This is a genomic window from Allocatelliglobosispora scoriae, from assembly GCF_014204945.1.
In the GTDB taxonomy this organism is placed as follows: Bacteria; Actinomycetota; Actinomycetes; order Mycobacteriales; family Micromonosporaceae; genus Allocatelliglobosispora; species Allocatelliglobosispora scoriae.
Genome location: NZ_JACHMN010000002.1, coordinates 363,238 through 386,532, shown reverse-complemented (window position 1 = coordinate 386,532; position 23,295 = coordinate 363,238). Strand labels below are relative to the sequence as shown.

General features: G+C 70.0%; 26 protein-coding genes. 16 read left to right on the top strand and 10 right to left on the bottom strand.

The features are described from left to right. Nucleotides 1-55: 55 nt before the first annotated feature. Together F4553_RS07755 and F4553_RS07750 are read left to right on the top strand one after the other, a co-directional pair. Nucleotides 56-652 (top strand): LemA family protein, encoded by a 597-nt coding sequence (locus F4553_RS07755; RefSeq protein ID WP_312875132.1) that lies wholly within the window; start codon nt 56-58, stop codon nt 650-652. Nucleotides 653-656: 4 nt separating this feature from the next. Next, on the top strand, nt 657-2,588 hold the full coding sequence (locus F4553_RS07750; protein ID WP_184833956.1) for a M48 family metallopeptidase: 1,932 nt from the start codon (nt 657-659) through the stop codon (nt 2,586-2,588). A gap of 186 nt (nt 2,589-2,774) precedes the next feature. Here the strand turns inward: F4553_RS07750 and F4553_RS07745 are convergent, their stop codons facing one another. Further along, nucleotides 2,775-3,080, bottom strand: a complete 306-nt coding sequence (locus F4553_RS07745) for a hypothetical protein (RefSeq protein WP_184833954.1) — start codon at nt 3,078-3,080, stop codon at nt 2,775-2,777. 102 nt (nt 3,081-3,182) lie between these two features. Here F4553_RS07745 and F4553_RS07740 point away from each other — a divergent pair, with 102 nt between their 5' ends. Both F4553_RS07740 and F4553_RS07735 read left to right on the top strand, forming a co-directional pair. Continuing rightward, nucleotides 3,183-4,004 carry a metallophosphoesterase family protein gene (locus F4553_RS07740; protein ID WP_312875131.1) on the top strand — a complete coding sequence of 274 codons (822 nt, stop codon included), beginning with the start codon at nt 3,183-3,185 and terminating at the stop codon, nt 4,002-4,004. A 26-nt stretch (nt 4,005-4,030) separates the two neighbouring features. Then, a complete protein-coding gene (locus tag F4553_RS07735; RefSeq protein WP_184833950.1) occupies nt 4,031-4,771 on the top strand; it encodes a neutral zinc metallopeptidase in 741 nt (246 codons plus the stop codon). Here the strand turns inward: F4553_RS07735 and F4553_RS07730 are convergent. Both F4553_RS07730 and pdxR read right to left on the bottom strand, forming a co-directional pair. Next, complete coding sequence (locus F4553_RS07730; protein WP_184833948.1) at nt 4,764-5,312, bottom strand: GNAT family N-acetyltransferase; 549 nt, start codon at nt 5,310-5,312, stop codon at nt 4,764-4,766. The genes F4553_RS07735 and F4553_RS07730 overlap by 8 nt on opposite strands. 32 nt (nt 5,313-5,344) lie before the next feature. Then, nucleotides 5,345-6,739 (bottom strand): MocR-like pyridoxine biosynthesis transcription factor PdxR, encoded by a 1,395-nt coding sequence (pdxR, locus tag F4553_RS07725; protein ID WP_184833947.1) that lies wholly within the window; start codon nt 6,737-6,739, stop codon nt 5,345-5,347. A gap of 47 nt (nt 6,740-6,786) precedes the next feature. On the opposite strand from pdxR, the gene F4553_RS07720 reads away from it, so the two are divergent. Then, nucleotides 6,787-7,257: a carboxymuconolactone decarboxylase family protein gene (locus F4553_RS07720; RefSeq protein WP_184833945.1), complete on the top strand. Its 471-nt coding sequence runs from the start codon at nt 6,787-6,789 to the stop codon at nt 7,255-7,257. 111 nt (nt 7,258-7,368) lie between these two features. On the opposite strand, the gene F4553_RS07715 is transcribed toward F4553_RS07720, so the two are convergent. After that, nucleotides 7,369-7,845: a hypothetical protein gene (locus tag F4553_RS07715; protein ID WP_184833943.1), complete on the bottom strand. Its 477-nt coding sequence runs from the start codon at nt 7,843-7,845 to the stop codon at nt 7,369-7,371. Further along, on the bottom strand, nt 7,838-8,341 hold the full coding sequence (locus F4553_RS07710; RefSeq protein ID WP_184833941.1) for a hypothetical protein: 504 nt from the start codon (nt 8,339-8,341) through the stop codon (nt 7,838-7,840). The genes F4553_RS07715 and F4553_RS07710 overlap by 8 nt, the downstream gene beginning before the upstream one ends. Here F4553_RS07710 and F4553_RS07705 point away from each other — a divergent pair. Then, on the top strand, nt 8,313-8,990 hold the full coding sequence (locus F4553_RS07705; RefSeq protein ID WP_184833939.1) for an acyltransferase family protein: 678 nt from the start codon (nt 8,313-8,315) through the stop codon (nt 8,988-8,990). The genes F4553_RS07710 and F4553_RS07705 overlap by 29 nt on opposite strands. 6 nt (nt 8,991-8,996) lie before the next feature. Here F4553_RS07705 and F4553_RS07700 read toward each other — a convergent pair whose 3' ends face one another. The 3 genes from F4553_RS07700 to F4553_RS07690 all read right to left on the bottom strand — a co-directional run bounded on the left by F4553_RS07700 (nt 8,997) and on the right by F4553_RS07690 (nt 11,570). Further along, on the bottom strand, nt 8,997-10,484 hold the full coding sequence (locus tag F4553_RS07700) for an RNA-guided endonuclease TnpB family protein (protein WP_184833937.1): 1,488 nt from the start codon (nt 10,482-10,484) through the stop codon (nt 8,997-8,999). 50 nt (nt 10,485-10,534) lie between these two features. Then, nucleotides 10,535-10,798: a hypothetical protein gene (locus F4553_RS07695; RefSeq protein WP_184833935.1), complete on the bottom strand. Its 264-nt coding sequence runs from the start codon at nt 10,796-10,798 to the stop codon at nt 10,535-10,537. 142 nt (nt 10,799-10,940) lie between these two features. Then, nucleotides 10,941-11,570 carry an alpha-ketoglutarate-dependent dioxygenase AlkB gene (locus tag F4553_RS07690; RefSeq protein WP_184833933.1) on the bottom strand — a complete coding sequence of 210 codons (630 nt, stop codon included), beginning with the start codon at nt 11,568-11,570 and terminating at the stop codon, nt 10,941-10,943. 48 nt (nt 11,571-11,618) lie between these two features. On the opposite strand from F4553_RS07690, the gene F4553_RS07685 reads away from it, so the two are divergent. After that, the gene (locus tag F4553_RS07685) at nt 11,619-11,957 is read left to right on the top strand and encodes a VOC family protein (protein ID WP_184833931.1); all 339 of its coding nucleotides are present in this window, start codon (nt 11,619-11,621) and stop codon (nt 11,955-11,957) included. Here the strand turns inward: F4553_RS07685 and F4553_RS07680 are convergent. Beyond that, nucleotides 11,954-12,469, bottom strand: a complete 516-nt coding sequence (locus F4553_RS07680; RefSeq protein ID WP_376776196.1) for an O-acetyl-ADP-ribose deacetylase — start codon at nt 12,467-12,469, stop codon at nt 11,954-11,956. The genes F4553_RS07685 and F4553_RS07680 overlap by 4 nt on opposite strands. Nucleotides 12,470-12,545: 76 nt before the next feature. Here F4553_RS07680 and F4553_RS07675 point away from each other — a divergent pair, with 76 nt between their 5' ends. Together F4553_RS07675 and F4553_RS07670 are read left to right on the top strand one after the other, a co-directional pair. Then, a complete protein-coding gene (locus F4553_RS07675; RefSeq protein ID WP_376776195.1) occupies nt 12,546-12,953 on the top strand; it encodes a PRC-barrel domain containing protein in 408 nt (135 codons plus the stop codon). Nucleotides 12,954-13,102: 149 nt separating this feature from the next. Then, a complete protein-coding gene (locus tag F4553_RS07670; protein ID WP_312875130.1) occupies nt 13,103-14,995 on the top strand; it encodes an ABC transporter ATP-binding protein in 1,893 nt (630 codons plus the stop codon). Between the two features lie 100 nt (nt 14,996-15,095). Here the strand turns inward: F4553_RS07670 and F4553_RS07665 are convergent, their stop codons facing one another. Beyond that, complete coding sequence (locus F4553_RS07665) at nt 15,096-15,548, bottom strand: cupin domain-containing protein (RefSeq protein ID WP_184833929.1); 453 nt, start codon at nt 15,546-15,548, stop codon at nt 15,096-15,098. A 106-nt stretch (nt 15,549-15,654) separates the two neighbouring features. Between F4553_RS07665 and F4553_RS07660 the strand changes: the two genes are divergently transcribed. From F4553_RS07660 to F4553_RS07630, 7 genes are all read left to right on the top strand, one after another. Continuing rightward, entirely contained in the window at nt 15,655-15,891 is a 237-nt protein-coding gene (locus F4553_RS07660; RefSeq protein ID WP_184833927.1) for a helix-turn-helix domain-containing protein, read from the top strand. Nucleotide 15,892: 1 nt separating this feature from the next. Next, nucleotides 15,893-16,477, top strand: a complete 585-nt coding sequence (locus F4553_RS42285; protein ID WP_184833925.1) for a Clp protease N-terminal domain-containing protein — start codon at nt 15,893-15,895, stop codon at nt 16,475-16,477. Between the two features lie 67 nt (nt 16,478-16,544). Beyond that, on the top strand, nt 16,545-17,045 hold the full coding sequence (locus tag F4553_RS07650) for an NUDIX domain-containing protein (RefSeq protein WP_184833923.1): 501 nt from the start codon (nt 16,545-16,547) through the stop codon (nt 17,043-17,045). Between the two features lie 51 nt (nt 17,046-17,096). Then, nucleotides 17,097-17,777, top strand: coding sequence for an NADPH-dependent F420 reductase (locus F4553_RS07645; protein ID WP_184833921.1), 681 nt, complete (start codon nt 17,097-17,099; stop codon nt 17,775-17,777). Between the two features lie 349 nt (nt 17,778-18,126). After that, entirely contained in the window at nt 18,127-19,533 is a 1,407-nt protein-coding gene (locus tag F4553_RS07640) for a DUF1996 domain-containing protein (protein ID WP_184833919.1), read from the top strand. A gap of 179 nt (nt 19,534-19,712) precedes the next feature. After that, nucleotides 19,713-20,612, top strand: a complete 900-nt coding sequence (locus F4553_RS07635) for an XRE family transcriptional regulator (protein WP_184833917.1) — start codon at nt 19,713-19,715, stop codon at nt 20,610-20,612. A 153-nt stretch (nt 20,613-20,765) separates the two neighbouring features. Continuing rightward, nucleotides 20,766-23,285, top strand: a complete 2,520-nt coding sequence (locus F4553_RS07630) for a trypsin-like serine protease (RefSeq protein WP_184833915.1) — start codon at nt 20,766-20,768, stop codon at nt 23,283-23,285. Nucleotides 23,286-23,295 lie beyond the last annotated feature (10 nt).

The following is a 23,295-nucleotide window of genomic DNA, read 5'->3' as shown; positions in this document are numbered from 1 at the left end:
CCCCGGCTTTTCGAAGTTGCCTACATCAACCGGTTTGCCCTCCTAGTCTGAATTCGTGAAATGGATCATCGGACTCGTCTGCCTGCTGCTGATCGTGGGCGTCCTCGCCGCCTGGGTCGTCGGGATGTACAACGGCCTGGTCACCGCGCGCAACGGGTACAAGAACGCCTTCGCCCAGATCGATGTGCAGCTCACCAGGCGGCACGATCTCATCCCCAACCTCGTCGAGACCGCCAAGGGCTACATGGCGCACGAGCGGGGCACCCTCGAAGCCGTCGTGCAGGCCCGCAACGGCGCCATCGCCGCCCAGGCCGCCGCCAGCGCCAACCCCGGCGACCCGACCGCGATGCAGGGGCTCTCCGGCGCCGAGGGCATCCTCACCCAGTCGCTGGGCCGGCTCTTCGCCCTCGCCGAGTCCTACCCCGACCTCAAGGCCAGCCAGAACATGATGCAGCTCTCCGAGGAGCTGACCTCCACCGAGAACAAGGTGGCGTTCGCGCGGCAGGCCTACAACGACTCGGTCATGACCTACAACAACAAGCGGGAGACGTTCCCGTCCAGCGTCGTCGCCGGAGCATTCGGCTTCACCTCGGCGGCGCTGCTCGAACTCGAGAACCCCGACGCCCGCCAGGCACCGCAGGTCTCCTTCTAATCGGATGAACTTCTTCGAGCGCCAGCGGCAGGTCAAGCGCCTCTCGGCGCGCCTGGTCCTCCTCTTCGTGCTCGCCGTCGTCGCGCTCGTCGCCGCCGTCTGCCTCGCCGTCGTCGTCGCGATCAACCTCGTCGGCGGCACCGTCGACAACCTCCCCGGGCTGCTCATCTTCACGGCGATCGCCACCGTCGTGGTGATCGGGCTCGCGTCGCTCTTCCGAACCGTCGGGCTGCGCGGGGGCGGCGGCAAGGTCGCCCTGGAGCTCGGCGGCGTGCTCGTCCCGGAGGACACCACCGACCTGCAACTGCGGCGCCTGCGCAACGTCGTGGAGGAGATCGCGCTGGCTTCCGGCGTACCCGTGCCGGAGGTGTATGTCCTGGAGGACGAGCGGGCGATCAACGCCTTCGCGGCCGGATGGTCGACGGCGGACGCGGCAGTGGCCGTGACCCGCGGCGCGCTGGACCGGCTCAACCGCGACGAACTGCAGGGCGTCATCGCGCACGAGTTCAGCCACGTCGTCAACGGCGACATGCGGCTCAACATCAAGCTCATCGGCCTGCTCTTCGGCATCCTCTTCCTCGCCGTCATCGGCCGGACCTTCGTCAACGCCGGGATCATCGGCGGGCGCAGCCGCGACAGCAAGGACGGCGGCAACCCGCTGCCGCTGATCGGGCTCGCACTGATCGCGGCCGGGTTCCTCGGCGTGCTGGCCGGACGGATCATCAAGGCGTCGGTGTCCCGGCAGCGCGAATACCTCGCGGACGCCTCGGCGGTGCAGTTCACCCGGCAGACCGCCGGGATCGCCGGGGCACTGAAGAAGATCGGCGGGCTGGAGGGCGGATCGAAGCTGATCAGCCCCAAGACCGAGGAGGTGGGGCACCTGCTCTTCGGGTCGGGACAGGGGTTCAGCTCGCTCTTCGCCACGCACCCGCCGCTGGTCAAGCGCATCCAGGTGCTGGAGCCGGACTTCAACCCCGCCGAGCTGCAGGCGCTCACCGAACGCTGGCGCGAATCGCCGCCCTCCGGCATGGCCGAGGACGTGGCGCTCGGGCTCGCCGGGGCGCCCGCCCAGCCGCTGCCGCACCCGGACGCCACGGTCTCCGTAGGGCCCGGCGAGGTGAGTTCGCAGGTGGGGGCACCCGGCGATGAAGCCTATCGGCGGGCCGAATCGATCCTCGGGCAGATCCCGCCGGAGATCCTGGCCCGGGCGCGGCGGGGCGACACGGTGACGCCGCTCGTCTACGGGCTGCTCCTGTCCGAGCAGCCCGACGTGCGGGCCAAGCAGGTCGCGATCCTCGCCGCCAAGCACGGGACCGGGATCGCCGACGCGGCGGTCGGCGAAGCCGTCGAGGTCTGGGGGCTGCACCCGCTGCTCCGCCTGCCGATCGCGCAGCTGAGCTTCCCCGTGCTGCGGATGCATCCGGTGCCCCGCAAGCAGGAGCTGATCGAGACGATCAACGAGCTGATCATGGCCGACGGGCGGGTCGACGTCTTCGAGTACTGCTTCTCCCGGCTGCTGCACCGGGACCTCTACGAGTCCGTCTACGACAACCCGCCGTGGCCGGAGCGCAAGCGCAACCTCGCCACGGCTCGGGACTCGATCGCGATGCTCCTTGCGATCCTCGCGTCCGTCGGGACACCCGATCCGGCTGCTGCTCAGCGTGCGTTCGCGGCCGGGGTCGCGGGGATCGCGCCTCGGCTGGACGTGGGCTATGCGCCGCCCGCGCAGGGGGTGCTGGCGCTGGAGCAGGTATGGCCTGATCTCGACGGGCTCAGCCCTCGGGACAAGTCGGTGCTGGTGGAGGCGATGGTAGCGGTGATCGGCAGCGACGGCACGATGACGAACGCGGAGTTCGAGCTGCTGCGGACGATCTGCTCGATGATCCACTGCCCGGTACCGGCCCTGACGGAGAACGGCGATCGTGATCACGTATGACGATGCGCGTCAGGCGGCCGAGGCCTTCCTGGACGCGGACCTCCGGCAGCGCGTTCGGCCGGTCCCGTCGGCCTCCATGATCGCGCTTCTTCGCGGAAGTAGGCCCTACGGATGAGCCCAGGGGGTTGTTTCCGGGAACATGCACGATCATGGCAGCGTGGCGGTCCGGGTCGACTCGAGCAGGCGTCAGGGCTGCACCAGTGCGACGTAGGACGAGTCGGCGTCCTCCAGCCAGGCCTCGTCGTCGGCGAGGACCGCCGGGTCGAGCGGACCGGCGAGCACGTCGGCGGAGACCCAGCTCAACCGGCGTAGCTCGCCCAGCCGCTCGGTGACGCCGGTGGTGGCGACCCGCCGGGCCAGGCCCATCGCCGCCTCGTCGGACAGGCCCAGCTCGGTCTCGTTGAGCAGCCAGAGCAGCTCATAGAGCCCGATCTGCCCGAACTCCTCCAGGTGATGGCGCATCTCGCCGTCGAGCCACTCCTCCGGTGTCACGCAACCTCCCGCCAGCCGGACCGGTACCGATCGTCGAGCAGCATAGGCGATGGGCGCAGGGTCGGAGGAGAAAACGTTGCCGGGACAGGGGAGGATGGGACGGTGAAGCTTCTCGCCGTCAGCGATCTACATGTCTCGCATCCGAAGAACAAGGACATCGTCTCGGAGCTCCCGGCGAGTCCCGCTGACTGGCTGCTGATCGCCGGTGACGTCGGGGAGACCCCCGACCAGCTCGCCTGGACCCTGGAGACGCTCAGGGGGCGTTACCGGCAGCTCGTCTGGACGCCCGGCAACCACGAGCTCTGGACCACCCCCGCCGATCCGGTGCAGCTGCGCGGCGAGGCGCGGTACGACCACCTCGTCGAGATCTGCCGCAGCCTCGGGGTGCTGACGCCGGAGGACGATTACCAGACGGTCGAGTTCGACTCGGGGACCTTCACGGTCGTGCCGATGACGCTGCTCTACGACTACACCTTCCGGCCGCCGGGGACCACCGCCGCGCAGGCCATGGAGGCCGCGGCCGAGAACGGCATCGTCTGCACGGACGAGTTCTACCTGCACCCCGACCCGTACCCGTCGATCGTGGAGTGGTGTCATGCCCGGGTCGCGCAGACCGCGGCGCGGCTCGACCAGCTCGACCCCGGCGTGCCCACCGTCCTGGTCGGACACTTCCCGATGCGCCGCGACCTGGCGGTGCTGCCGCGGATCCCGCAGTTCTCGCTCTGGTGCGGCACCGACCGCACCGAGGACTGGCATGTGCGCTACAACGCCGCCGTCGTCGTCACCGGCCACCGGCACATGCCGGGCATCAATTGGCGCGACGGAGTGCCTTTCGTCGAGCCCGCGCTGGGGTACCCAAGAGAGTGGGAGAACTACCCCCGCAAGCAGCTGCCGTGGACGGTGGTCCCGCTCCCGGTCCGCTGACACCCCTGTTGGAAAGGCCGCCGCTCATGACCCTCGACAACCGTCTCACCCGCATCCTCGCCGGCGCCGCCGTCGTGATCGTGCTCGCCGCCTGCGTCTCGGTCCGCGACCGGGGTGGCCGGGACGGCGAGGCACCGCCGGTCGCCTCCCTGCCGGCCTCTCCCTCGGCATCGCCGAGCGGTGAGGTCGACGGCACGACCACGGCGGAGGAGTTCCAGCGGGATCTGACCGGCGCGATGTCGGTCGCCGAGGAGTACTGGAAGGCCCGGTTCGAAGACAGCGGGCAGCCGTTCGAGCCGATCTCGCGGCTCGTGCCCTACCGGGGCGCGGGGCGGCTCGCCTGCGGTTCGGAGCCGGTTCCGGCCAACAACGCCGCCTACTGCCCGGCGGGTGACTTCATCGCCTACGACTCGGCCTGGGCGCTGAAGGCGTTCCGGCAGATCGGCGACGCCTTCGTCTACTACCTGCTCGGCCACGAGTACGCCCACGGCATCCAGAACCGCCTCGGCATCACCCACCGCTACACCGTGGAGCACGAGCTGCAGGCGGACTGCATGGCCGGCGCCTACCTCGGCGACACCGTCAGGGTCAACGCGCTGCGGTTGGACAGCGGGGACCTGGGGGAGCTGCAGGCGGGGCTGCTGGCGGTCGCCGACGATCCCGGACAGCCGTGGTTCGCCCCGGAGTCGCACGGCACCGGCAAGCAGCGCACGGACGCGTTCTTCGAAGGCTACGACACCGGACTCAAGGCCTGCGACCTCAGCTAGCGGTGGGCGGGATCGGCCCGCCGGACCACTCGTCGCGGAGCAGGCCGAAGATCACGTCGTCGACGAACTCTCCATTGACCCACGCGGTCCGCCGCAGTGTCCCCTCGACCGTGAAACCGGCCGAGAGGGCGGCCTGGCGCATCGCGTGGTTGTCGGAGAGCGTCTCGAGCTGCATGCGCTGCAGGCCCAGCACCATGAAGCCGTACTGGCAGAGCACCCGGACCGTGTCCGTGGCGAAGCCCTTGCCCCTCGACTGCGGCAGCATCGAGATGCCGATGTGCGAGAAGCGGTTGTGCGTGTCGATGCCCCAGAGCAGCGCCTCACCGGCGAGCGAGCCGTCGGCGAGGGACACGACGGAGAAGCAGATCACGCTCTCCTTGCTCGGCCGGGGCGCGTAAGGCGACTCCTGCAGACTCATCGGCAGCCAGGGCCGGGTGTCGGCGCGCAGCCGCGTGTAGACGTCGTCCTGGAGCCCCTCGTGCAGGATGGGCACATCTTCGGCGTGCCGGGCCCGGAGCCCGACCTTGTCACCACGCAGCATGCCGCTGTTTCTACGGACCTTCCCGGGCCGCGTCAACTCATTAGCGCTCGTCCGAGCGTGTCGAGCGCCGCCGGGTAGGCGCCGTCGGAGCAGGCCGCGTAGCCGACGACGACACCCGGGGGATGGTCCGCGCCCGGATCGTGCCAGTGCTCGGCGAGCCCGGTGACGGGGAGCCCCGATCCGGCGGTCCGCGCCAGCACGGCCGCCTCGTCGGGGCCGCCGGGCGGCAAGCTGATCATGGCGTGCAGGCCGGCGGCTGCGCCGCGTACCGCCGTCGTCGGCTGGAGGCGGGCGAGCAGCAGGTCGCGCCGCTTGCGGTAGCGCAACCGGCTCGCGCGGATGTGCCGGTCGTAATCGTGGCCGGTGATGAACTCGGCGAGCGTGAGCTGGCCGATCGTCTCGGTGTGGTGGTCGTGGTGCAGCTTCGCGTCGGCGACGGCGTCGACGAGGTGGTGCGGCAGCACGAGCCAGCCCAGCCGCAGCGCCGGGCCGAGGGTCTTGGAGGCGCTGCCGACATAGGCGACCTGGTCCGGAGCGGTGCCCTGCACGGAGCCGACGGGCTGGCGGTCATAGCGGAACTCCCCGTCGTAGTCGTCCTCGATCACGAGCCCGCCGCGTGCCCGTGCCCACTGCGCCAGCGTGTGGCGCCGCGCCGGGTGCAGGGTCGCCCCGGTCGGGTACTGGTGCGCCGGGGTGACCACGACCGCCCCGGCCTCGCCGCCGATCTCGCCGTCGCGCAGCAGGTCGGTTCGTGCTCCGCTCTCGTCGACCGGCAGCGGCAGCACGCGCAGCCCGGCCCGCGCGACCACGGTCTGGTGGAAGCGCACGCCGGGGTCCTCCATCGCGACCGCCGTCGTGCCCCGCTCCCGCAGCACCTGCGCGAGCAGCGCCAGCGCCTGCAGGTATCCCGAGGTGATGATGATCTGATCCGGGCTCGCGAGCACGCCCCGGGTCCGGCCGAGGTAGTCCGCGAGCGCCGAGCGCAGCTCGATCCGCCCGCGCGGGTCGCCGTAGTAGTAGGCCTCGGCCGGTGCCGCCGCGAGCGCCCGCCGGGTCGCCCGCAGCCAGCCCGCCACCGGGAAGGCGGTCAGGTCCGGGTCGCCAGGCCGTCGCTGCCCGTCAACCCGCATGGGGGTACGCCCACCGCCGCTCGTCTGCCGTGGCAGGACCGCGACCGCCGTGCCCGAGCCGCGTCGCGCGACGAGGTAGCCCTCGGCGATGAGCTGCTCGTAAGCGGTGCTGACGGTGCCCCGGGCCAGCCCCAGCTCGGCCGCGAGCGCCCGGGTGGAGGGCAGCCGTGTCCGAGGAGCCAGCCGCCCGTCCCGGATGGCGTCGCGCAGCCCCTGCTCGAGCCCCGTGCGGCGGCCGTGCGCGGTGTCGAGGTCGAGATGCAGGTCGATCCCGAAAGTGGTCCAAGATTGTGCCATCGAATTGGACCTTAGCATCGAACCACTATCCGATTACCGTGATCTTCATGAGCACAGAGACATCCGCACCCGGTTCCGTCAGGCTCGCGGTCGACACGCTGGCCCCGCACATCAACAAGGCGATGAACGCACTCGACGCCGCCGCTCGGCAGGTCAGCCTGGAGCCCGCCCTGCTGGACCTCGTCCGGGCCCGGGCATCGCAGCTCAACGGCTGCGCCTACTGCGTGGACCTGCACACCCGCGACGCACGTAAGGGCGGCGAGTCGGAGCAGCGGCTCTACGCGCTGCCGGTGTGGCGCGAGGTGCCGTTCTTCACGCCGCGCGAACGGGCGGCGCTGGAGCTGACCGAGGCGGCGACGCGGCTGACGGAGGGTCCGGTGGGCGATGAGGTCTTTGCCCTGGCGGCGGAGCAATTCAGTGAGGTGGAGCTGGCCGAGCTGATCTGGGCGATCACCGTGATCAACGCCTGGAACCGCCTCGGCGCGACAGCCCGCCCCTGGCCCCTGACCCTGTCGTAGCCAGGCCGCCCGACAAGATCACCGCAACTCTTCAAGAGTTGGTCCTATGGTTCGCCGGCCGGGTGGTGGCGTCCAGCAAATGCTGGACGCCACCACCCGGCCGACGAACATTTACACCTGTAGCGCGACTAGAACGAGCGCAATAAACGGAAGCCAATCCAGCATGCCGCCGTAGAACTTCGCCTGGACCCGGCCGCTGGGGCGGTGCGTCGAGTCGACTATGAACATTGCTCCCGCGAGCACACCGTGCCAAACGGACATGCCGATGGAGACGATGAAGGCAAAGGGCGCCAGGATATCGAGCACATTGCTTGCTCTATATCCTGTGAAGGAATCGACGATTAAGGCGACGATGTAGGGCAGCAGCGTGAAAATCCATGCGATGGAACGTGCACCATGATTCGCGAGCGCCTCCATCGCCGTCGTCGGTCTGGTCAGGAATTGCCTGACTCCGATCCTCCTGTCGTCAGGTCCGACCTCCCGCCTGATCACCATCCGGAGGATCGGCGACATCGTCACCAACCAGAGTGAACTGGGATTGAGGACATCCGTGGCGGAGATCTCCTCAGGATCCCTGTCCTTAGTCATTCCAGTGCCGTTTCGACTGCGCATAACGAGCCACCGAATACATTCCGGAGACATAGCCGACAGCGTCCCAGCGTTTGTACGACGTCACAGCCCTACGATATCCGGTCAGTATCGATCGAGGTCCGCTACGAAGGCCGCGTTGGCCGCAGTAGGGGCACCGGGCGCCCTTGGTCACCTTGAGCGCCCGATAGATCTTCCATGATTTCGCCAGTGCGCCGACACCGGGAATCGCGCCGACGCCGTTCTCGATGACTCCCCAACGGTCGCCCTGCTTGTAAGCGCGGTAGGCGGAGTAGCCACTGCCGGCGATGGAGACGACTGCCGCAACCTGCTGCAGCCCGGGAATCGGCATGAACGAAACGACGGTCGCAATGGTGTTGACCGTTCCGCCGTGCTTGTCCCACCACTTGTTGAAACCGCGGATTACCCACTTGCCGTCGAGAGCGCTGTTCGCGTTGGGGTTCGGCGTGGTCGTGCTGGTGTTCGCGCTGGCCACGGCGTTCCAGCTCTACCGCGCGGGACTGCCGCCGACCAACCCCGACAGCGCGCACCGCTGGCTCTACCGGATGCCGGTGACGCACCTGGGCGACTTCACGCTCGGCATGATCGCCGCACTGCTGCTGCGCCACGCCCGGCAGACCTGGACACCCTCGGCCCGCCGGGACCGGGTGCTGTCGCCGCTGCTCACGATCGCTCCGGCCGCGCTGACACTGTCGCTGATGGCCTGGCCGGGGCGGCCGAGCTACTACGCCAGCCTCGACGCGATGTGGATCGTCCCGGCGGTGGTGCTCTGCCTGGGGCTGGGGCTCTATCCGCGGTCGCTGCTCGGGCGTTTGCTGAGCCTGCGGGCGGTGGTGTTCCTGGGGGAGGTGTCCTTCGCGTTCTACCTCGTGCACCGGCCGATCATGTACGCGCTGAAGGCCGAGCGGTTCGGGGCGGGGAGCGCGGCCGGCTACCTGGGGAAGATGGCGCTGATCGTCGTGCTGATCACGGTGGTGGCGATCGTGTGCCACTTCCTCGTGGAACGGCCCGCGCAGCGGTTGCTCAACGGGCTGCTGCGGATCAAGGGGCGCGAGGTCAAGGTGCTTCCGACCCAGGCCCGGCCGGCGGATGCGGTCGTCGACCAGCCGAGCGTTCGGGTGTGAAGCCGTCTACGGCCTGTCTCGAAGTCCGTTTGGATCTTGAGGCAGCGCCCTTCTCGGGCGTCCGCGCCTCACTCCGGTGGGGGTGGGTGCGGTTCCCGCGTCATCAGGGCTGGTTTCGTCCGCGCGGGTGCGCGGGCCAGTGCCTTCCCCTCGGCGGGCGTTGGTGTCCGGGCCTCCTGCGTGGGGGTCCCGGGTCCGGGCGTGGTGCTGCTCGGCCCAGACGGCGAGGTTGACTGCGGCGTTGTGGTCCCGATCCGCCTGGTATCCGCACGTGCCGCAGGTGAACACCCGTTGGTTGAGTGGCATGGCGGGTGTGATGGTGCGGCAGGCGGAGCAGGTTTTCGTGGACGGGTACCACCGGTCGGCCAGGACCAGCCGGCCGCCGCGCCATGCCTGTTTGTAGGTGGTCTGGCGGGCGAGTTCGGTCCAGGCGGCGTCGGCGATCGCGGCGGCGAGCCGGTGGTTGCCGAGCATGCCGGTGATGTTCAGGGTCTCCAGGACGAGCCGGTCGTGGGTCTTGACCAGCTGGTGGGAGACGTGGTGCAGGAACCGTTGGCGCACTGCCCGCATGTGGGCGTGGTGGGCGGCCAGCCGGGCGGCGGCCTGGCGGCGGTTTGCGGAGCCGGGTTTTTTGCGGGACACCGCGCGGGCGAGGCGCCGCTGACGCGGCATGCCTGCGCGGGCGGGACGCGGCGGGTCGTCGACACGCAGGACCGGGGTGCCGTCGGCGCGGGCGGCGACGACGAACGCGGTCAGGCCGCGGTCGACTCCGACCCACCCGTGTTCCGCCGTGTCGGGAACGTCGGCCTGGTGCCGGTGGGCGTCGTGGAGGTCGGCGGCTTCGCAGGTCAGCGACACCGACCAGCGGCCCGCCCGGAAGCTCACCGCAGCGGATATGACCTTCGCCCGGCCTTTGGTCAGCATCCGCCGCAACCGCCGGGTGTCCTCCCGCACCGCCAGGACACCGATACCCGGCAGGGTCACCGACCTCGGCCCGCCGTCGTCGCCGACGCGGACATCGACCCGGCCCGAACGTGATGTCTTGCACCGGACCCGGAACCCGGGGAGTGTGCGCTTCTTCGACCGGTACCTCGGGAACCCGACCCGCTTACCCGCCCGCGCACCGGCCTTCGACGACGTGTACGCGGCCAGGGCACGCCCGAGGTCGACCGCGGCCTCCTCGAACACCTGCTGCCGCACCTCGGCACGCCACACCAGACCCGTCACCTCGACAGTCACCGTGCCGTCCGCGGCGGCGACCATCACCCGACCCGCAGCCGCGGACCGCTTCCACCCGTTGAACGCGTTGATCAGGTCGAAACCCGTCCACGGGACCTTCACCACAACGCCCCGGGACTTGGCGTCCAGGGCGTCCTTCACCAGGCGCAGGCACTGGTTGTACCCGAACCGCGACGCACCCGCATACCGCCGAAGCAGAGCATCCTGCCCGGGTGTCGGGTCCACAGTGAACCGGAACGCGGTAAAACGAGCCACAAACCGCACCCTGCCACACAACCGACAGGAGGCCCATTTCGCAACACAGCCTAGTCGCGGTTTGACCTGTACGCGGTGATCGCCCAGTGGACGGTCAGGGCGAACGTGACCGCGGCGAGTGCGGCCAACCCCGCGAGGCTGGCGTGCCGCTGAACCCGGGGTGACGCGTTGCCGACGTCGAGCGCGGCGATCACGGCACAGGTGACTCCGGCGACCGTCATCAAGATCCCCGACCTGGTCTTCCTGCGTATGAGCCGAGCAACGCCATAGGCGACGGCGACGACGCCGACCAGCAACATGAAGATCGAATTCATCGAAAGCTCCGATAGTGGAACAGCTTTGGATGGAGGTTGTCCCTGGCTCTGACATTAAGTCATTCCAACGGCCGAGGTCGTCGATAGGACCAACTCTTGAGGAGTTGCGGCTATCTGGGGCGGCGCGGGGCCCGGCGGGAAACTAGGAGACGCCTCGGGGGCGGAACTGGACGCTGACGCGGGGGCCGACGGTGCGGGCGGTCTTGGGGATGCAGTGCTCCCAGGTCCGCTGGCACGATCCGCCCATCACGATCAGGTCGCCGTGTCCGAGGGGAAACCGCAGGCTGGACCCGCCGCCACGCGGCCGGAGCAGCAGCGACCGAGGTGAGCCGAACGACACGATCGCCACCATCGTGTCGACGGTCGCACCCTTGCCGATCGTGTCGCCGTGCCAGGCCACGCTGTCGCGCCCGTCCCGGTAGAGGCACATCCCCGCCGTCGCGAACTCCTCACCGAGCTCGGCCGCGTAGTGCGCGCTCAGTCGCGAGCGAGCGCTGGTCAGCAGCTCGTGCGGCAGCGTCTCGTGCCACGCGTACCACCGCAGCAGCCGGGGCACGTCGACCTCGCGATCCCACATCTCGCGGCGCTCGGCCTGCCAGTCGACCTCGTCCAGCAGCGTCTCCAGGACGAGGTCGGACCCGTGCACCCAGCCGGGCAGGTGGTCGACCCAGGCGCCCATGGTGAGCTCGTGGCGCCGGAGCCCGCCGAGCGAGCCGAGGCTCGCCTCGTCGGCGAGGTCCAGCATCGAGGGCTGGTGGGGTGCGTGCGCCATCCCCGGATAGTACGCCAGTGCTAATCATGAGTTGATAAGGTCCCTGGCATGCAGCTCATGACCATGGACCTGGTGGTCCGCGATGTCCCCGCCGCGACCCGGTTCTTCACCGAGGTCGTCGGCCTCCAGGCGAGGTTCGCCGATGACGCCTTCGCCGAGCTGGAGGCCGGTGGCGCGACGATCATGCTCACGGCCGAGCTGATGGTGCCGAGCGAGCCGGCCCGGGGAGTCGCGGTGCACTTCGCCGTGGACGATGTCACCGCCGAGGTCGAGCGCCTGCGGGCGGCCGGCGCCACGGTCCTGCTGGAGCCGACGAACACCGACTGGGGCACCGAGATGGCGATGATCGCCGGTCCGGAGCAGATCGTGGTCAGCCTCTTCCGCTAACCGGCCTGCTCGGCCGCGATCCGGTAGGTCTCCGCACCGAAGAGCACCAGCCGGGCCTCGACCAGGTGCTCGGGTGTCGACGCGCGCAGCACGGTCAGCGCCTGCCGCGCCGCGTCGGCGACCGGCCAGCCGTAGATCCCGGCCGAGATGAGCGGGAACGCGATCGTCTGCGCCCCGAGCTCATCGGCGACGCGCAGCGAGGTGGCGTAACAGCTCCGCAGCAGCTCCGAGCGGTCCTCGGTGCCGCTCCACACCGGACCGACGGTGTGCACGACCCACCGGGCACGCAGGTTGCCGGCGGTGGTCGCGACCGCCTGTCCGGTGGCGAGGCCCCGGCCGTAGTGCGAGGCCCGCAGCGACCGGCAGGCCGCCAGGATCGCCGGTCCGCCCTTGCGGTGGATCGCGCCGTCGACCCCGCCGCCGCCGAGCAGCGAGGAGTTGGCCGCGTTGACGATGGCGTCCGCCTCCTGCGCGGTGATGTCGCCCTGGACCAGTTCGATCTGCAAAACCATGGCGTCAGTATGTGTTGAGTTGTGCAGCGAGGGGTATGGGACCTGTGTCAAGGCAACCACGACACGAGGAGTTGACATGACGATGAACCCCATCCCCGCCTGGGATCCGTGGAACTACCGGGACCTCACGGAATACAAGGACGACGCCCATGGCGAGCAGGGCGAGCGCGACCTCGTCGGTTTCCACGTGGAGGCCACCGACGGCAGCATCGGCAAGATCGATGAGGCCACCTACGAAACCAACAGCAGCTATGTCGTCGTCGACACCGGTCCGTGGATCTTCGGTACCAAGGTGATGCTGCCCGCCGGTGTGATCGACAACATCGACGTCGTCGAGCGCAAGGTCTTCGTCCACCGGACGAAGGACCAGATCAAGGACGCTCCGCGTTACGACCCGGAGTCGCGTGACGACGAGATCTACCGCAAGGACCTCGGTTCCTACTACGAGGGCGGTACGCGCCACGACGGCGACGTACGGCTGTAAGGACTCCCTCCTCCCCGAGGGCGAAGCAGGGCCAGGCGGAGCACACCGCCCGGCCCTGCTCTATCGGGTGACACCGGCAAACACATCGACAACCGTCCGTCAGGCATCGACGATAGCGATAGTTTCAAGCGTCGATGTGAGGGGGACGGGTGACGACGACTTCGCCGGCCGAGACCGATGAGGGGCTGCCCAGGCTCCGGACGATGTGGTGGGAGACGGGCATGCAGGCCCGCATCGAGGCGGGCCTGCGCGGAGTGGCGAAAGCGCTGCCGCGGCTCATCGCCGAGGCGCTGCGGCTCGCCTACGGCGCGGACCGGGCGGGGACGATCGCGACGATCGCCGTCACGGTGGCGGCCGGCTGCATGTCGACGTTCGGCCTGCTCACGACACAGCGGGTGCTGATCGAGGTCTTCGCCGAGGGGCCGACCGTCGACCGGTTCGCCGCCGCACTGCCCGCGCTGATCCTGCTCGCCGTGGTCACCGGTGTCCGGGCCGGGCTCGGCATCGCCTCCGGCTGGACCCAGTCACGCCTGGAGCCCCGGCTGCGCCAGCAGGCCGAACGCCGGCTCTTCGAGGTGACGAGCCGGGTCGAGCTCGCCGCCTACGACTCCGACGGCTTCACCGACGAGCTCGAACGGGCCAGCGGCCGGGGCATCGACGCCGTCTGGGACGTCGTCCGCAACGTGATCAACCTCTTCGCGGGCGCCATCGGGGTGCTGGCGGCGGGGACGGCTCTCGGCGTACTCCACCCGTTGTTGCCCGTCGCTCTTCTCGCGGCGATCGTGCCGGAGGCATGGGCGGCGCTGCGGGCGGGCGGCCAGCGCTACCGGGAGTACCTGATGGGCTCGGTGCGGCGGCGCCGGATCTGGATGCTCAGCGACCTGATGGCACGGCGCGACTCCGCCACCGAACTGCGCGCCTACCACCTGCGTGACTACCTGCTCGGCCAGTACGACCGGGTGATGGCGACCGAGACCGCCGCGCAGCTGCGGCTCGCGCGCGAGGTCACCGCGACCACCACGATCGGCTCGATCATCGCCGGCGCCTGCTCCGCCGGGGTCTACGCCCTGCTCGCGTGGCTGCTCGTCAGCGGCGCGATCCCGCTAGCGGCCGCGATCACCGCGATCGTCGCGCTCCAGGCGGCGCGCGGCTCGCTCCACGTCACCACCATCTACATCAACGAGTTGTACGCCGATGGCCGCCACCTGCGCGACCTCGTCGAGTTCCAGAACCGCGCGATGGCCCGGGTCCCCCCGCAGCCGCCCGAGCCCGTCTCGCCGCCGCCGTTTCGCACCCTGCGGCTCGACGGTGTGACGCTGACCTATCCGGACCGGCCCCGCGCTGCGGTCGACGGGGTGAGCCTCACCATCCACGCCGGACAGACGGTGGCGTTCGTGGGTGAGAACGGCTCCGGCAAGACCACCCTCGCCACGATCCTGGCCGGGCTGCGCCTGCCCAGCACGGGTGCCGTGTGGTGGGACGAGCACCGGCTGGACCACGTCGACGAGACGACGCTGCGGGCGGCGATGGCCGCGGTGACCCAGGACCAGTGGCGCTGGCCCTTCACGGCGGAGACGAACATCCGGCTCGGCTCGATCGGCCGGGACGACGGGCTGCCCGAGGTGGAGGCCGCGGCGAAGGCGGCCGTCGCGCACGACATGATCGTCGAGCTGCCCTTCGGCTACCAGACCCTGCTCGACCGCGCCTTCGAGGGCGGGCAGGACCTCTCCGGCGGCCAGTGGCAGCGGATCAGCGCAGCCCGGGGCTTCTACCGCGACGCCGATCTGCTGATCATGGACGAGCCGTCGTCGGCGCTCGACGCCCGCGCGGAGGCGGCGCTCTTCGAGCAGGTCCGGGCCCGGCAGGGGACGAGGACCACCGTGCTCATCACGCACCGGCTCGCCAACGTACGCCACGCGGACCGGATCTTCGTCATGCACGAGGGCAGGCTGATCGACGAGGGCACCCACGATGAGCTGCTCGGCCGGGAGGGCCACTACCGCACCTGGTTCGACCTGCAGAAGATCGGCTACGCCGACTAGAGCTCCGTTTCTGGTTCGCTCCGCTCCCGCACGCCCCGGTGCGGCGCCTTCCTCGTCGCCGCGCTCCTCAGCCCAGGCGTCGCGGCGTGCTCCGCCGCGCTCACGGGTGGAGAAACGGGCGCAGCTCGTCGAGGTGTGGTGACCCGGCGAGTGCCGCCTCGGTGCCGAACTCGTGGTCGGCGAAGTCGAAGCCGGGTGTTACCACCTCCGCCACCAGCGCGTATGTCACCCCGGCGGGCAGCCGGGACGCCTTCCAGCAGCCGCCGGGCACCAGCAGGTCCCGCCGGTCGGCGTGGAGTCGCTCGTGGCGGAGGTCGCCGTCGGGCCCGAGCAGCAGGTAGTCGATCGGCCCGCCCTCCAGGTGATAGTGGAGGATGTCGCTCCGGTTGCGGTGCAGCCGGCCCTCGGGCTGGGCCGACGTCATCAGGTAGTAGATCGACGTCACCGCGGCCCGGTCGCCGAGGCTCAGCGGGCTGGTGTAGACCCGCCGAAAACAGCCGCCCTCGGGGTGCGGCGCCAGGTCGAGGCTGGCGATCAGGTCGTCACTGCGCATCCGCACAGTCTTCCGGGTGGAGTGCGCGACCCGTCGTCCGCCTGCAGCGGCCGCACTGTGTCAACGTAGGTTGACGCGGGACATGTCGTCAACTAATGTTGACGGCATGAGTGATGCCACCCAGTTGGCGGCTGCGGCGAGCAGCCCGGATGCGCGGGTCGGCCTGCGGGCCGCGCTGGCCCTGCGGCGCCTCGCGGAGAAGCTCGAGGCGGTGCAGGTCTCCAACGCGCGGCGCCAGGGCTGGTCCTGGCAGGAGATCGCCGAGGCGCTCGACGTCAGCAAGCAGGCAGTCCACAAGAAGTACGCCGGCCGCGAGCCGGCCCGTGGTCCCCAGGAGGGCTAACGTGTTCGAACGATTCACCGATGCGGCACGCGGCGTCGTCAACGGGGCCCAGGTGGCCGCCCGCGAGCTCAAGCACCCCTACATCGGCACCGAGCACCTGCTGCTCGCGATGCTCACCGCGGAGACCGGGACAGCGGTCCGGGCGCTCACCGAGGCCGGGCTCACCGCGCCCGCGATCCGCGCGAAGCTGCAGGAGATCGTCCCTGACGACGCCCAGCCGTTGAGCAAGGAGGACCGGGCGGCGCTGCAGACGATCGGGATCGACCTCGACGCGGTGCTGTCGAAGATCGAGGAGTCCTTCGGGCCGGAGGCGCTGATGCCGCCGCCGCTGGAGGCGAAGCGAGGGCTGCTGCGCCGCAAACCGCGCAACGGCACCCGGTTCGCGGCGCGTTCCCGCAAGGTTCTCGAGCTGTCCCTGCGCGAGGCACTCCGGCTGAAGGACAATTACATCGGCACCGAGCACCTCCTGCTGGGGCTGATCCGCGAGGGCAACGGCCTCGCCGTGAAGCTGATCACCGACGCCGGAGTCGACCTTGACGAGCTGCGCCGGGCCACCGAGGCGGCGAGGGGACGGACATCCACCTAGGTGTCCGTAATCGGTCGCCAAGAGATAGTCTGCGTGGCGGTGTTCGACGTAGACGGGGGCGAATGCGATGACCGATGTGATCACGCGAGTGCGCGCACTTCTGGTGACGCCGGGCGGGGGAGTGCTGCTCATCCGGCGCACCCGCCCTGGCGTACCGGCCTATTGGGTGTTGCCGGGCGGCGGCATCGAGCCGGGCGACGCGAGCCTGGAGGCGGCCGCCATCCGGGAGGTCCGCGAGGAGACGGGGGCCGTGCCGGAGCTGGACCGGCTCATCCACATCGCCGACATCGGCGAGCACGGCCGGCACGCGGTCTTCCTCGGCCGGATCGACTACTGGTCGGCGGAGGCCCGCACCGGGCCCGAGTTCGCGATCGCGGCCAACGGGCTCTATGACTTCGACGAGTTCCCGCTGGTCCCGTCGACCTTCACCGGCCGGGTCGTGCGGCCGACGCTCACCTCGGCGTTCGTCGCGGGTGCCCTGCACACTGGCGGGAACCTCTTCGAACTGCCCGATCTGCGCGCGCACAACCGGCTCCGCTGGGGTCCCCGGGAATCTCTGCCCGCCTGACCGTGTCACTATCCGGTGGATACGTGACCATGATCAGGGGGCAGGGCAAAGATGAGGATCGCAGTTCTGGGTACGGGCGCCGTCGGGCGAGCGCTCGCCGGGCGCCTGGCGGAGCTGGGCCACGAGGTGAGCATCGGTACGCGCGACGTCGCCGCGACGCTGGCGCAGACGGCCGTCGACGGCATGGGCAACCAGCCCTTCACCGTCTGGGCGCAGGCGCACACGCAGGTGCCGCTGCTGACCTTCGCCGACGCGGCGGCCGGTGCCGAGGTGGTCGTCAACGCGACCTCGGGCACCGTGTCGCTGGCGGCGCTGACGGCGGCGGGCAGCGACAACCTCGCCGGTAAGCCGTTGCTGGACATCTCCAACCCGCTCGACTTCTCGAAGGGTTTCCCGCCGTCGATGTCGGTGCCGGACACCGACTCGGTGGCCGAGCGGATCCAGGCCGCCTTCCCGACGGCGCTGGTGGTCAAGACGCTCAACACGATGACCGCGACGCTGATGGTCTACCCCCGGCAGCTCGCCGACGGTGACCACTCGGCCTTCCTGTCCGGCAACGACGCCGGGGCGAAGGCGCTCGCGCGGGAGCTGCTGGAGAGCTTCGGCCACACCGACATCATCGACCTGGGCGACATCACCACCGCCCGGGGCGCAGAGATGATCATGCCGCTCTGGCTGCGCGCGATGGGCGCACTCGGTACGTCGATCTTCCAGTTCAAGATCGTCCGCTAGCGGGTCCGCCCCGGGCGAGCGGTCGCCACGCAACGCCAAGATCGCCGCAACCCTTCAAGGGTTGCGGCGATCTTGGTGTTGTCGGTATTGGAGAGCGCTCTCAACTTCAGCGGGCAGCATGCCGTTCCACTGTGGATAATACGGCGCAAACCGGGCCACACATTGACGTGAGTATTGACGAAACGGCAATGCTGGCGTAACACTGGGGCCTGTTGGAGAGCGCTCTCCAAGAGTTGACACCGGACGACCGCCCAGGTCGCGCCGGTTGTCGACTTCGCCCCTGACCCCGCGTGGCGTGCCCGATCGGCGCGCGGGGTCGCGCCCCTCCCTCACCCACCCAGGAGATCTGATGACACACAGCTCCTTACTCACCCGGTTACGGCCGGGTGCGCCGTCCCGGTTACGTCGCGGTGCGTTCGCCGCTGCGACCGTCGCCCTCGTCTCGTCGCTGCTCGTCGTCCAGCCGGCCGGTCCGGCCAGTGCGGCGGACACCCTGCTCTCGCAGGGGCAGCCCGCCACCGCCTCCTCCATCGAGGGTGCGGGGCTCGGCGCGGCGCTGGCGGTGGACGGCAACAACGGGACCCGCTGGTCGAGCCAGGCCAGCGACCCGCAGTGGCTCCAGGTCGACCTCGGCGCCAGCGCCACGGTCAACCAGTTCGTGCTGCAGTGGGAGGCAGCGTACGCAAAGTCCTTCCAGCTCCAGGTCAGCACGGACGCCACCAACTGGACCACGATCTACACGACGACGACGGGCCCCGGCGGCAACCAGACGGTCAACGCCACGGGCACCGGCCGCTACGTGCGCCTCTACGGCACGCAGCGGGCGAACGGCTACGGCTACTCGCTGTTCGAGTTCAAGGTCTACGGCACGCCGACCACGACGGGCGGCCCGGGATACGTCCTGGCCAACCCGCAGGTCACCGGGGTTGTCCCGTCTCAGGCCAACCCGCCGGCCCGCTACTTCCACGAGTTCCAGGCCGGCTGCTCGATCACCCGCAACCTGCCGGACGACCCGATCGTCTACCCGGGTCTCGCCGGCGCGTCGCACATGCACACCTTCCTGGGCAACACCACCACCACCGCGACGAGCACGACCGCATCCCTCAACGCCGGCGGCACCTCCTGCCTGGCGCCCGCGGACCGGTCGGGCTACTGGATGCCGACCATGTACAACGGCACCCAGACGGTGATGCCGATCGGACCGCAGGTCATCTACTACAAGACCGGCGTGATCGACTACACCAGCGTCCGTCCGTGGCCGACCGGTCTCCGGTTCGTCGTCGGCAGCCCCAGCGCCACCGCGGCCCAGTTCCTGGCCGCGTCGGTGGAGGGCTGGGAGTGTGGAGAGAGCTTCCACAACGCCGACTTCCCGGCGAACTGCCCGGCCGGCAGCCAGCTCAACGTCCGTTACCAGTCGCCTAGCTGCTGGGACGGAAAGTACCTGGACACGCCGGACCACAAGAGCCACATGGCCTACCCGGTCAACGGCCGGTGCATTCCGAGCCACCCGGTGGCCGTCCCGATGGTCGAGTTCAAGATGGCGTTCCCGGTCAGCGGCGACATGTCGCAGGTCCGGCTCTCCAGCGGCCGCGGGTACTCGTTCCACTACGACTTCTTCAACGTGTGGGAGCCGCCGACCCTGGCGGCGATGGTCACCCACTGCATCGTTGGCGGTCTGCAGTGCGACACGCGTGGCTACGACCAGGAACACCCGCAAGCCGGTGCCGTGCTGAACGCGCAGTACCGCCTGCCGTAAGGCAGAAGCTCCGGCCGGCCCTGTCGCATGGATCAGGGCCGGCCGGTCCCCGAGATCGTCGCAACTCTTGAAGAGTTGGTCCTAAACGAACCTCTTAGGACCAACTCTTCAAGAGTTGCGACGATCTCGCGCGTAGTCTCCGATGGACATGAGCCGCAGGAGAGGCGATCCTGGTGGCCATGGTCGAGCCCGATGTGGCGCAGGCACTGCGGACGGGTCCGTTCGCGGTGGCGCTCGACGTCGCGATCGAGGCGAGCGGGCTGACGCTCGAGCGGATCACGGCCCGGCTGGCCGAACGCGGCGTGCTGCTGTCGCGGGCCACCCTGTCCTATTGGCGATCGGGGCGCTCGCGTCCGGAACGGGTCGGCTCGCTGGCCGCGCTCCCGGTCCTGGAGGAGCTGCTCGGCGTACCGGCCGGATCCTTCTCTGCTCTGCTGCGGCCTCGCGACGGCGAGCCGCAGTGGCCGCACCGGCCGCCGGGCTCGGGGTCGCGGCGCCGGTTGTGGCCGACGCGGCCCGGTGTCCTCGCCGAGGTCGACGCGCCACCGGACGGGCAGTTCGAGTTCCTCGCCGTCGACGACGTCTTCGTGGTGCAGGACGCGGCGACGAGGCTGCTGCGGGTCCGGATGGTGACGCGGGCGCTGCGCGACGGGGTCGGCCGTCTCGTCGTGTTCTACCAGGCCAACCACGGCGACGGTCCGGCACCGCAGTGGACCGGCCTGTCGCACTGCCGCCTCGGCCGGGTGCGCACCGACGGCCGGGTCAGCGTGGCCGAGCTGATCCTGAACCGGCGGCTCGCGGCGGGGGAGCTGACGGTGCTGGAGTACGAGCTGCGCTTCGCCGTCAACGACGACGCCACCGACTTCTACTACCGCACCTTCACCCGGCCGTGTCGGCTGTGGACCTGCCAGGTCACCTTCGCCGGCCAGGTGCCGCCGAGGGTGTTCCGCTTCCGCCGCCGCCACCTCGACGACGACAGCCGGGAGATCGCCGAGCTGTGGCTGGGCGACAGCCGCACCGCGCTGACCGTGCTGGAGAACGTCCGGCCGGGCATCGTCGGTGTCTCCTGGGAGTCATAGCGCGGTGTGACGCGTAACAGCGGCGGCACGGCTGCGACCTGCGCGTTCCGGGCCGATCAGATGTCGGTAACTTACGCGCCGATAAACCCTTAACCATTGATGCATGTCGACTCTAGGGTGCCTTCACCTCTTAGGACCGAAGGAAGGCACCCCATGCGAATCCCCCGCCTGCTCGCGGCGGCCGGGCTCTCGGCGCTGCTCGTGGCGCTGACACCGGCCGTCGCCTGGGCCGAGCCCGAGGCAGCCGTGCGGCACAACGCACGCCAGCCCGTGGCCGGCGCATACCTGGTCACCCTCAAACCCGGCGCGCTCGCGGCCGTGGACACCCGCGCCACCGCCGAGTCGGCGGTCGCCCGATACGGCGGCCGCCTGCACTCCGTCTACACCAGAACCATGTCCGGGTACGCCGTGGAAGGCCTCTCCGAACTCGCCGCCCGCCGTATCGCCGCCCGACCGGAGGTCGCCTCGGTGACCCAGTCCGGCACCGCCGGGATCGCCGGCACGGTGACCCAGCCGAACCCGCCGAACTGGGGCCTGGACCGCATCGACCAGCGGGCCCTGCCGCTGAACCGGGAGTACCGCTACGACGACACCGCCGCCGGGCAGGGCGTCAACGTCTACATCGTGGACACCGGGATCCGGTTCACCCACGGCGAGTTCGAGGGCCGGGCGAAGCTCGGCGTCGACTATGTCTCGCCCGGCACCGGCGGCACCGACTGCCACGGGCACGGCAGCCATGTCGCAGGGATCGTCGGCGGCAAGAGCTACGGCGTCGCGAAGAAGGCGACCCTGTGGTCGGTACGCATCCTGGGCTGCAACGGCATGGGCCAGGACATCGACGTCACCAAGGCGGCCGAGTGGATCACCGCGAACGCGCAGAAGCCCGCCGTGGTGAACATGTCGATCTACACCGACGACAAGGACATCGCGGCGAGCGCGATCAAGTCCTCGATCGCCTCCGGCGTGCAGTGGTCGCTGATCACCGGCAACAACGGCGGCAACGCCTGCAACTACGGCCCCGGCGGGCAGGTGCCCGAGGCCCTGCAGGTCGGCAACGTCACCTCCAGCGACACCAAGGCCGGCGACTCCAACTACGGCACCTGCATGGACCTGCACGCCCCGGGCAGCAGCATCCTCTCGGCTTACCACACCTCCGACACCGCGACCACCACGCTGTCGGGCACCTCGATGGCCGCGCCGCACGTCGCCGGGGCCATCGCCCGCTTCCTGACGACCGCGCCGACCGCCACCCCGGCGCAGATCCACACCTGGGTGATGGACAACGCCACCACCGGAGCCCTGGTCAACCTGCCCTCGGGTACGCCGAACAAGCTGCTCTACATCCCCGTCGCCGACACGCCGCCGCCGACCGGCGATTTCACCGTCGCGGCGAGCCCGGCATCGGCCACCGTGCGGGCGGGTGAGTCGGCGACCACCCGGATCACCGCTGCCGCCACCGGTGGTGCGGGTTCCGGTTCGGGGCCTGCCGTCGTCGGCGGGCAGCCCACCACGGTCGAGGAGAACCCGTTCATGATCTCGCAGCGGCGGGAGGGCAGCAGCTTCCCCGGTCAGCAGTCCTGCTCGTCGACGCTGATGGGGCCGCGTACGGTCCTGACCGCCGCGCACTGCCTGCTGGAGAACGGCGGGCGGAAGTGGTTCGTCTACGGCGCGACCAACCTCAACGACCCCGGCTTCACCGCCGAGATCGCGTCCACCTGGGTGCACCCCAGCTACACCCACTGGTCGGAGGGGTACGACGTCGCCGTCATCACCCTGGATCGGGACGTGCCGGTGCCCGCCGGGATGACCTACCCGACCCTGAACACCTCGGCCGCCAACAACACCCCCGGCACGATGGGCACCGCCATCGGCTGGGGCAAGACCGGCGCCAACACCTACAGCGACGTGCTGCGCAAGGCGGATGTCCCGGTCGCAGCCGACTCCGGCTGCCAGGGCCGCTTCCCCGGGCAGTACAAGACCCCGGCGATGATCTGCACCGGCTATGCCGACGGGCACTCCGCCGCCTGCGTCGGCGACTCCGGCGGCCCCTACCTCGTCGGCAACACCGTGGTGGGCGTCTTCTCCTGGATGTCGACGGGCTGCGACTGGTACGCCGTCTACACCCGCGTCTCCACCTACGCCACCGAGATCGCCGCGCACCTGCCCGGCACCACCCCGCCGCCGGCCGGGGAGATCACACTCGCGGCTTCCGGTCTCCCCACCGGAGCCGCGGCCACCTTCAGCCCCGGCAGCATCTCCGTCGGCGGCTCGTCCACCCTCACCGTGACCACCGCCGCCAGTACCCCGGCAGGCACCTATCCGATCACGGTGACCGGCACCAAGGGCTCGACCAGCGCTCGGACCACCTTCACCCTCACCGTCACCGGCGGTACCCCGCCGACGCCGGGCAATCTGACGCTCGGCAACCCCGGCGTCCAGACCGGCTACGTCGGCCGCCCCGTCACCCTCGCCATGCAGGCGAGCGGCGGCACCACGCCCTACCGCTTCAGCGCGACCGGGCTGCCCAGCGGGCTGAGCATCAACCAGTCCACCGGAGTCATCAGCGGCACGCCGTCGACCTGGCAGAACGCCAACGTCACCGTGACCGTCACCGATGCGGCCGGGCGGACCGCCAAGGCCCAGTTCTACTGGTTCATCTTCCCCGCCCAGTAATCAGGGCATC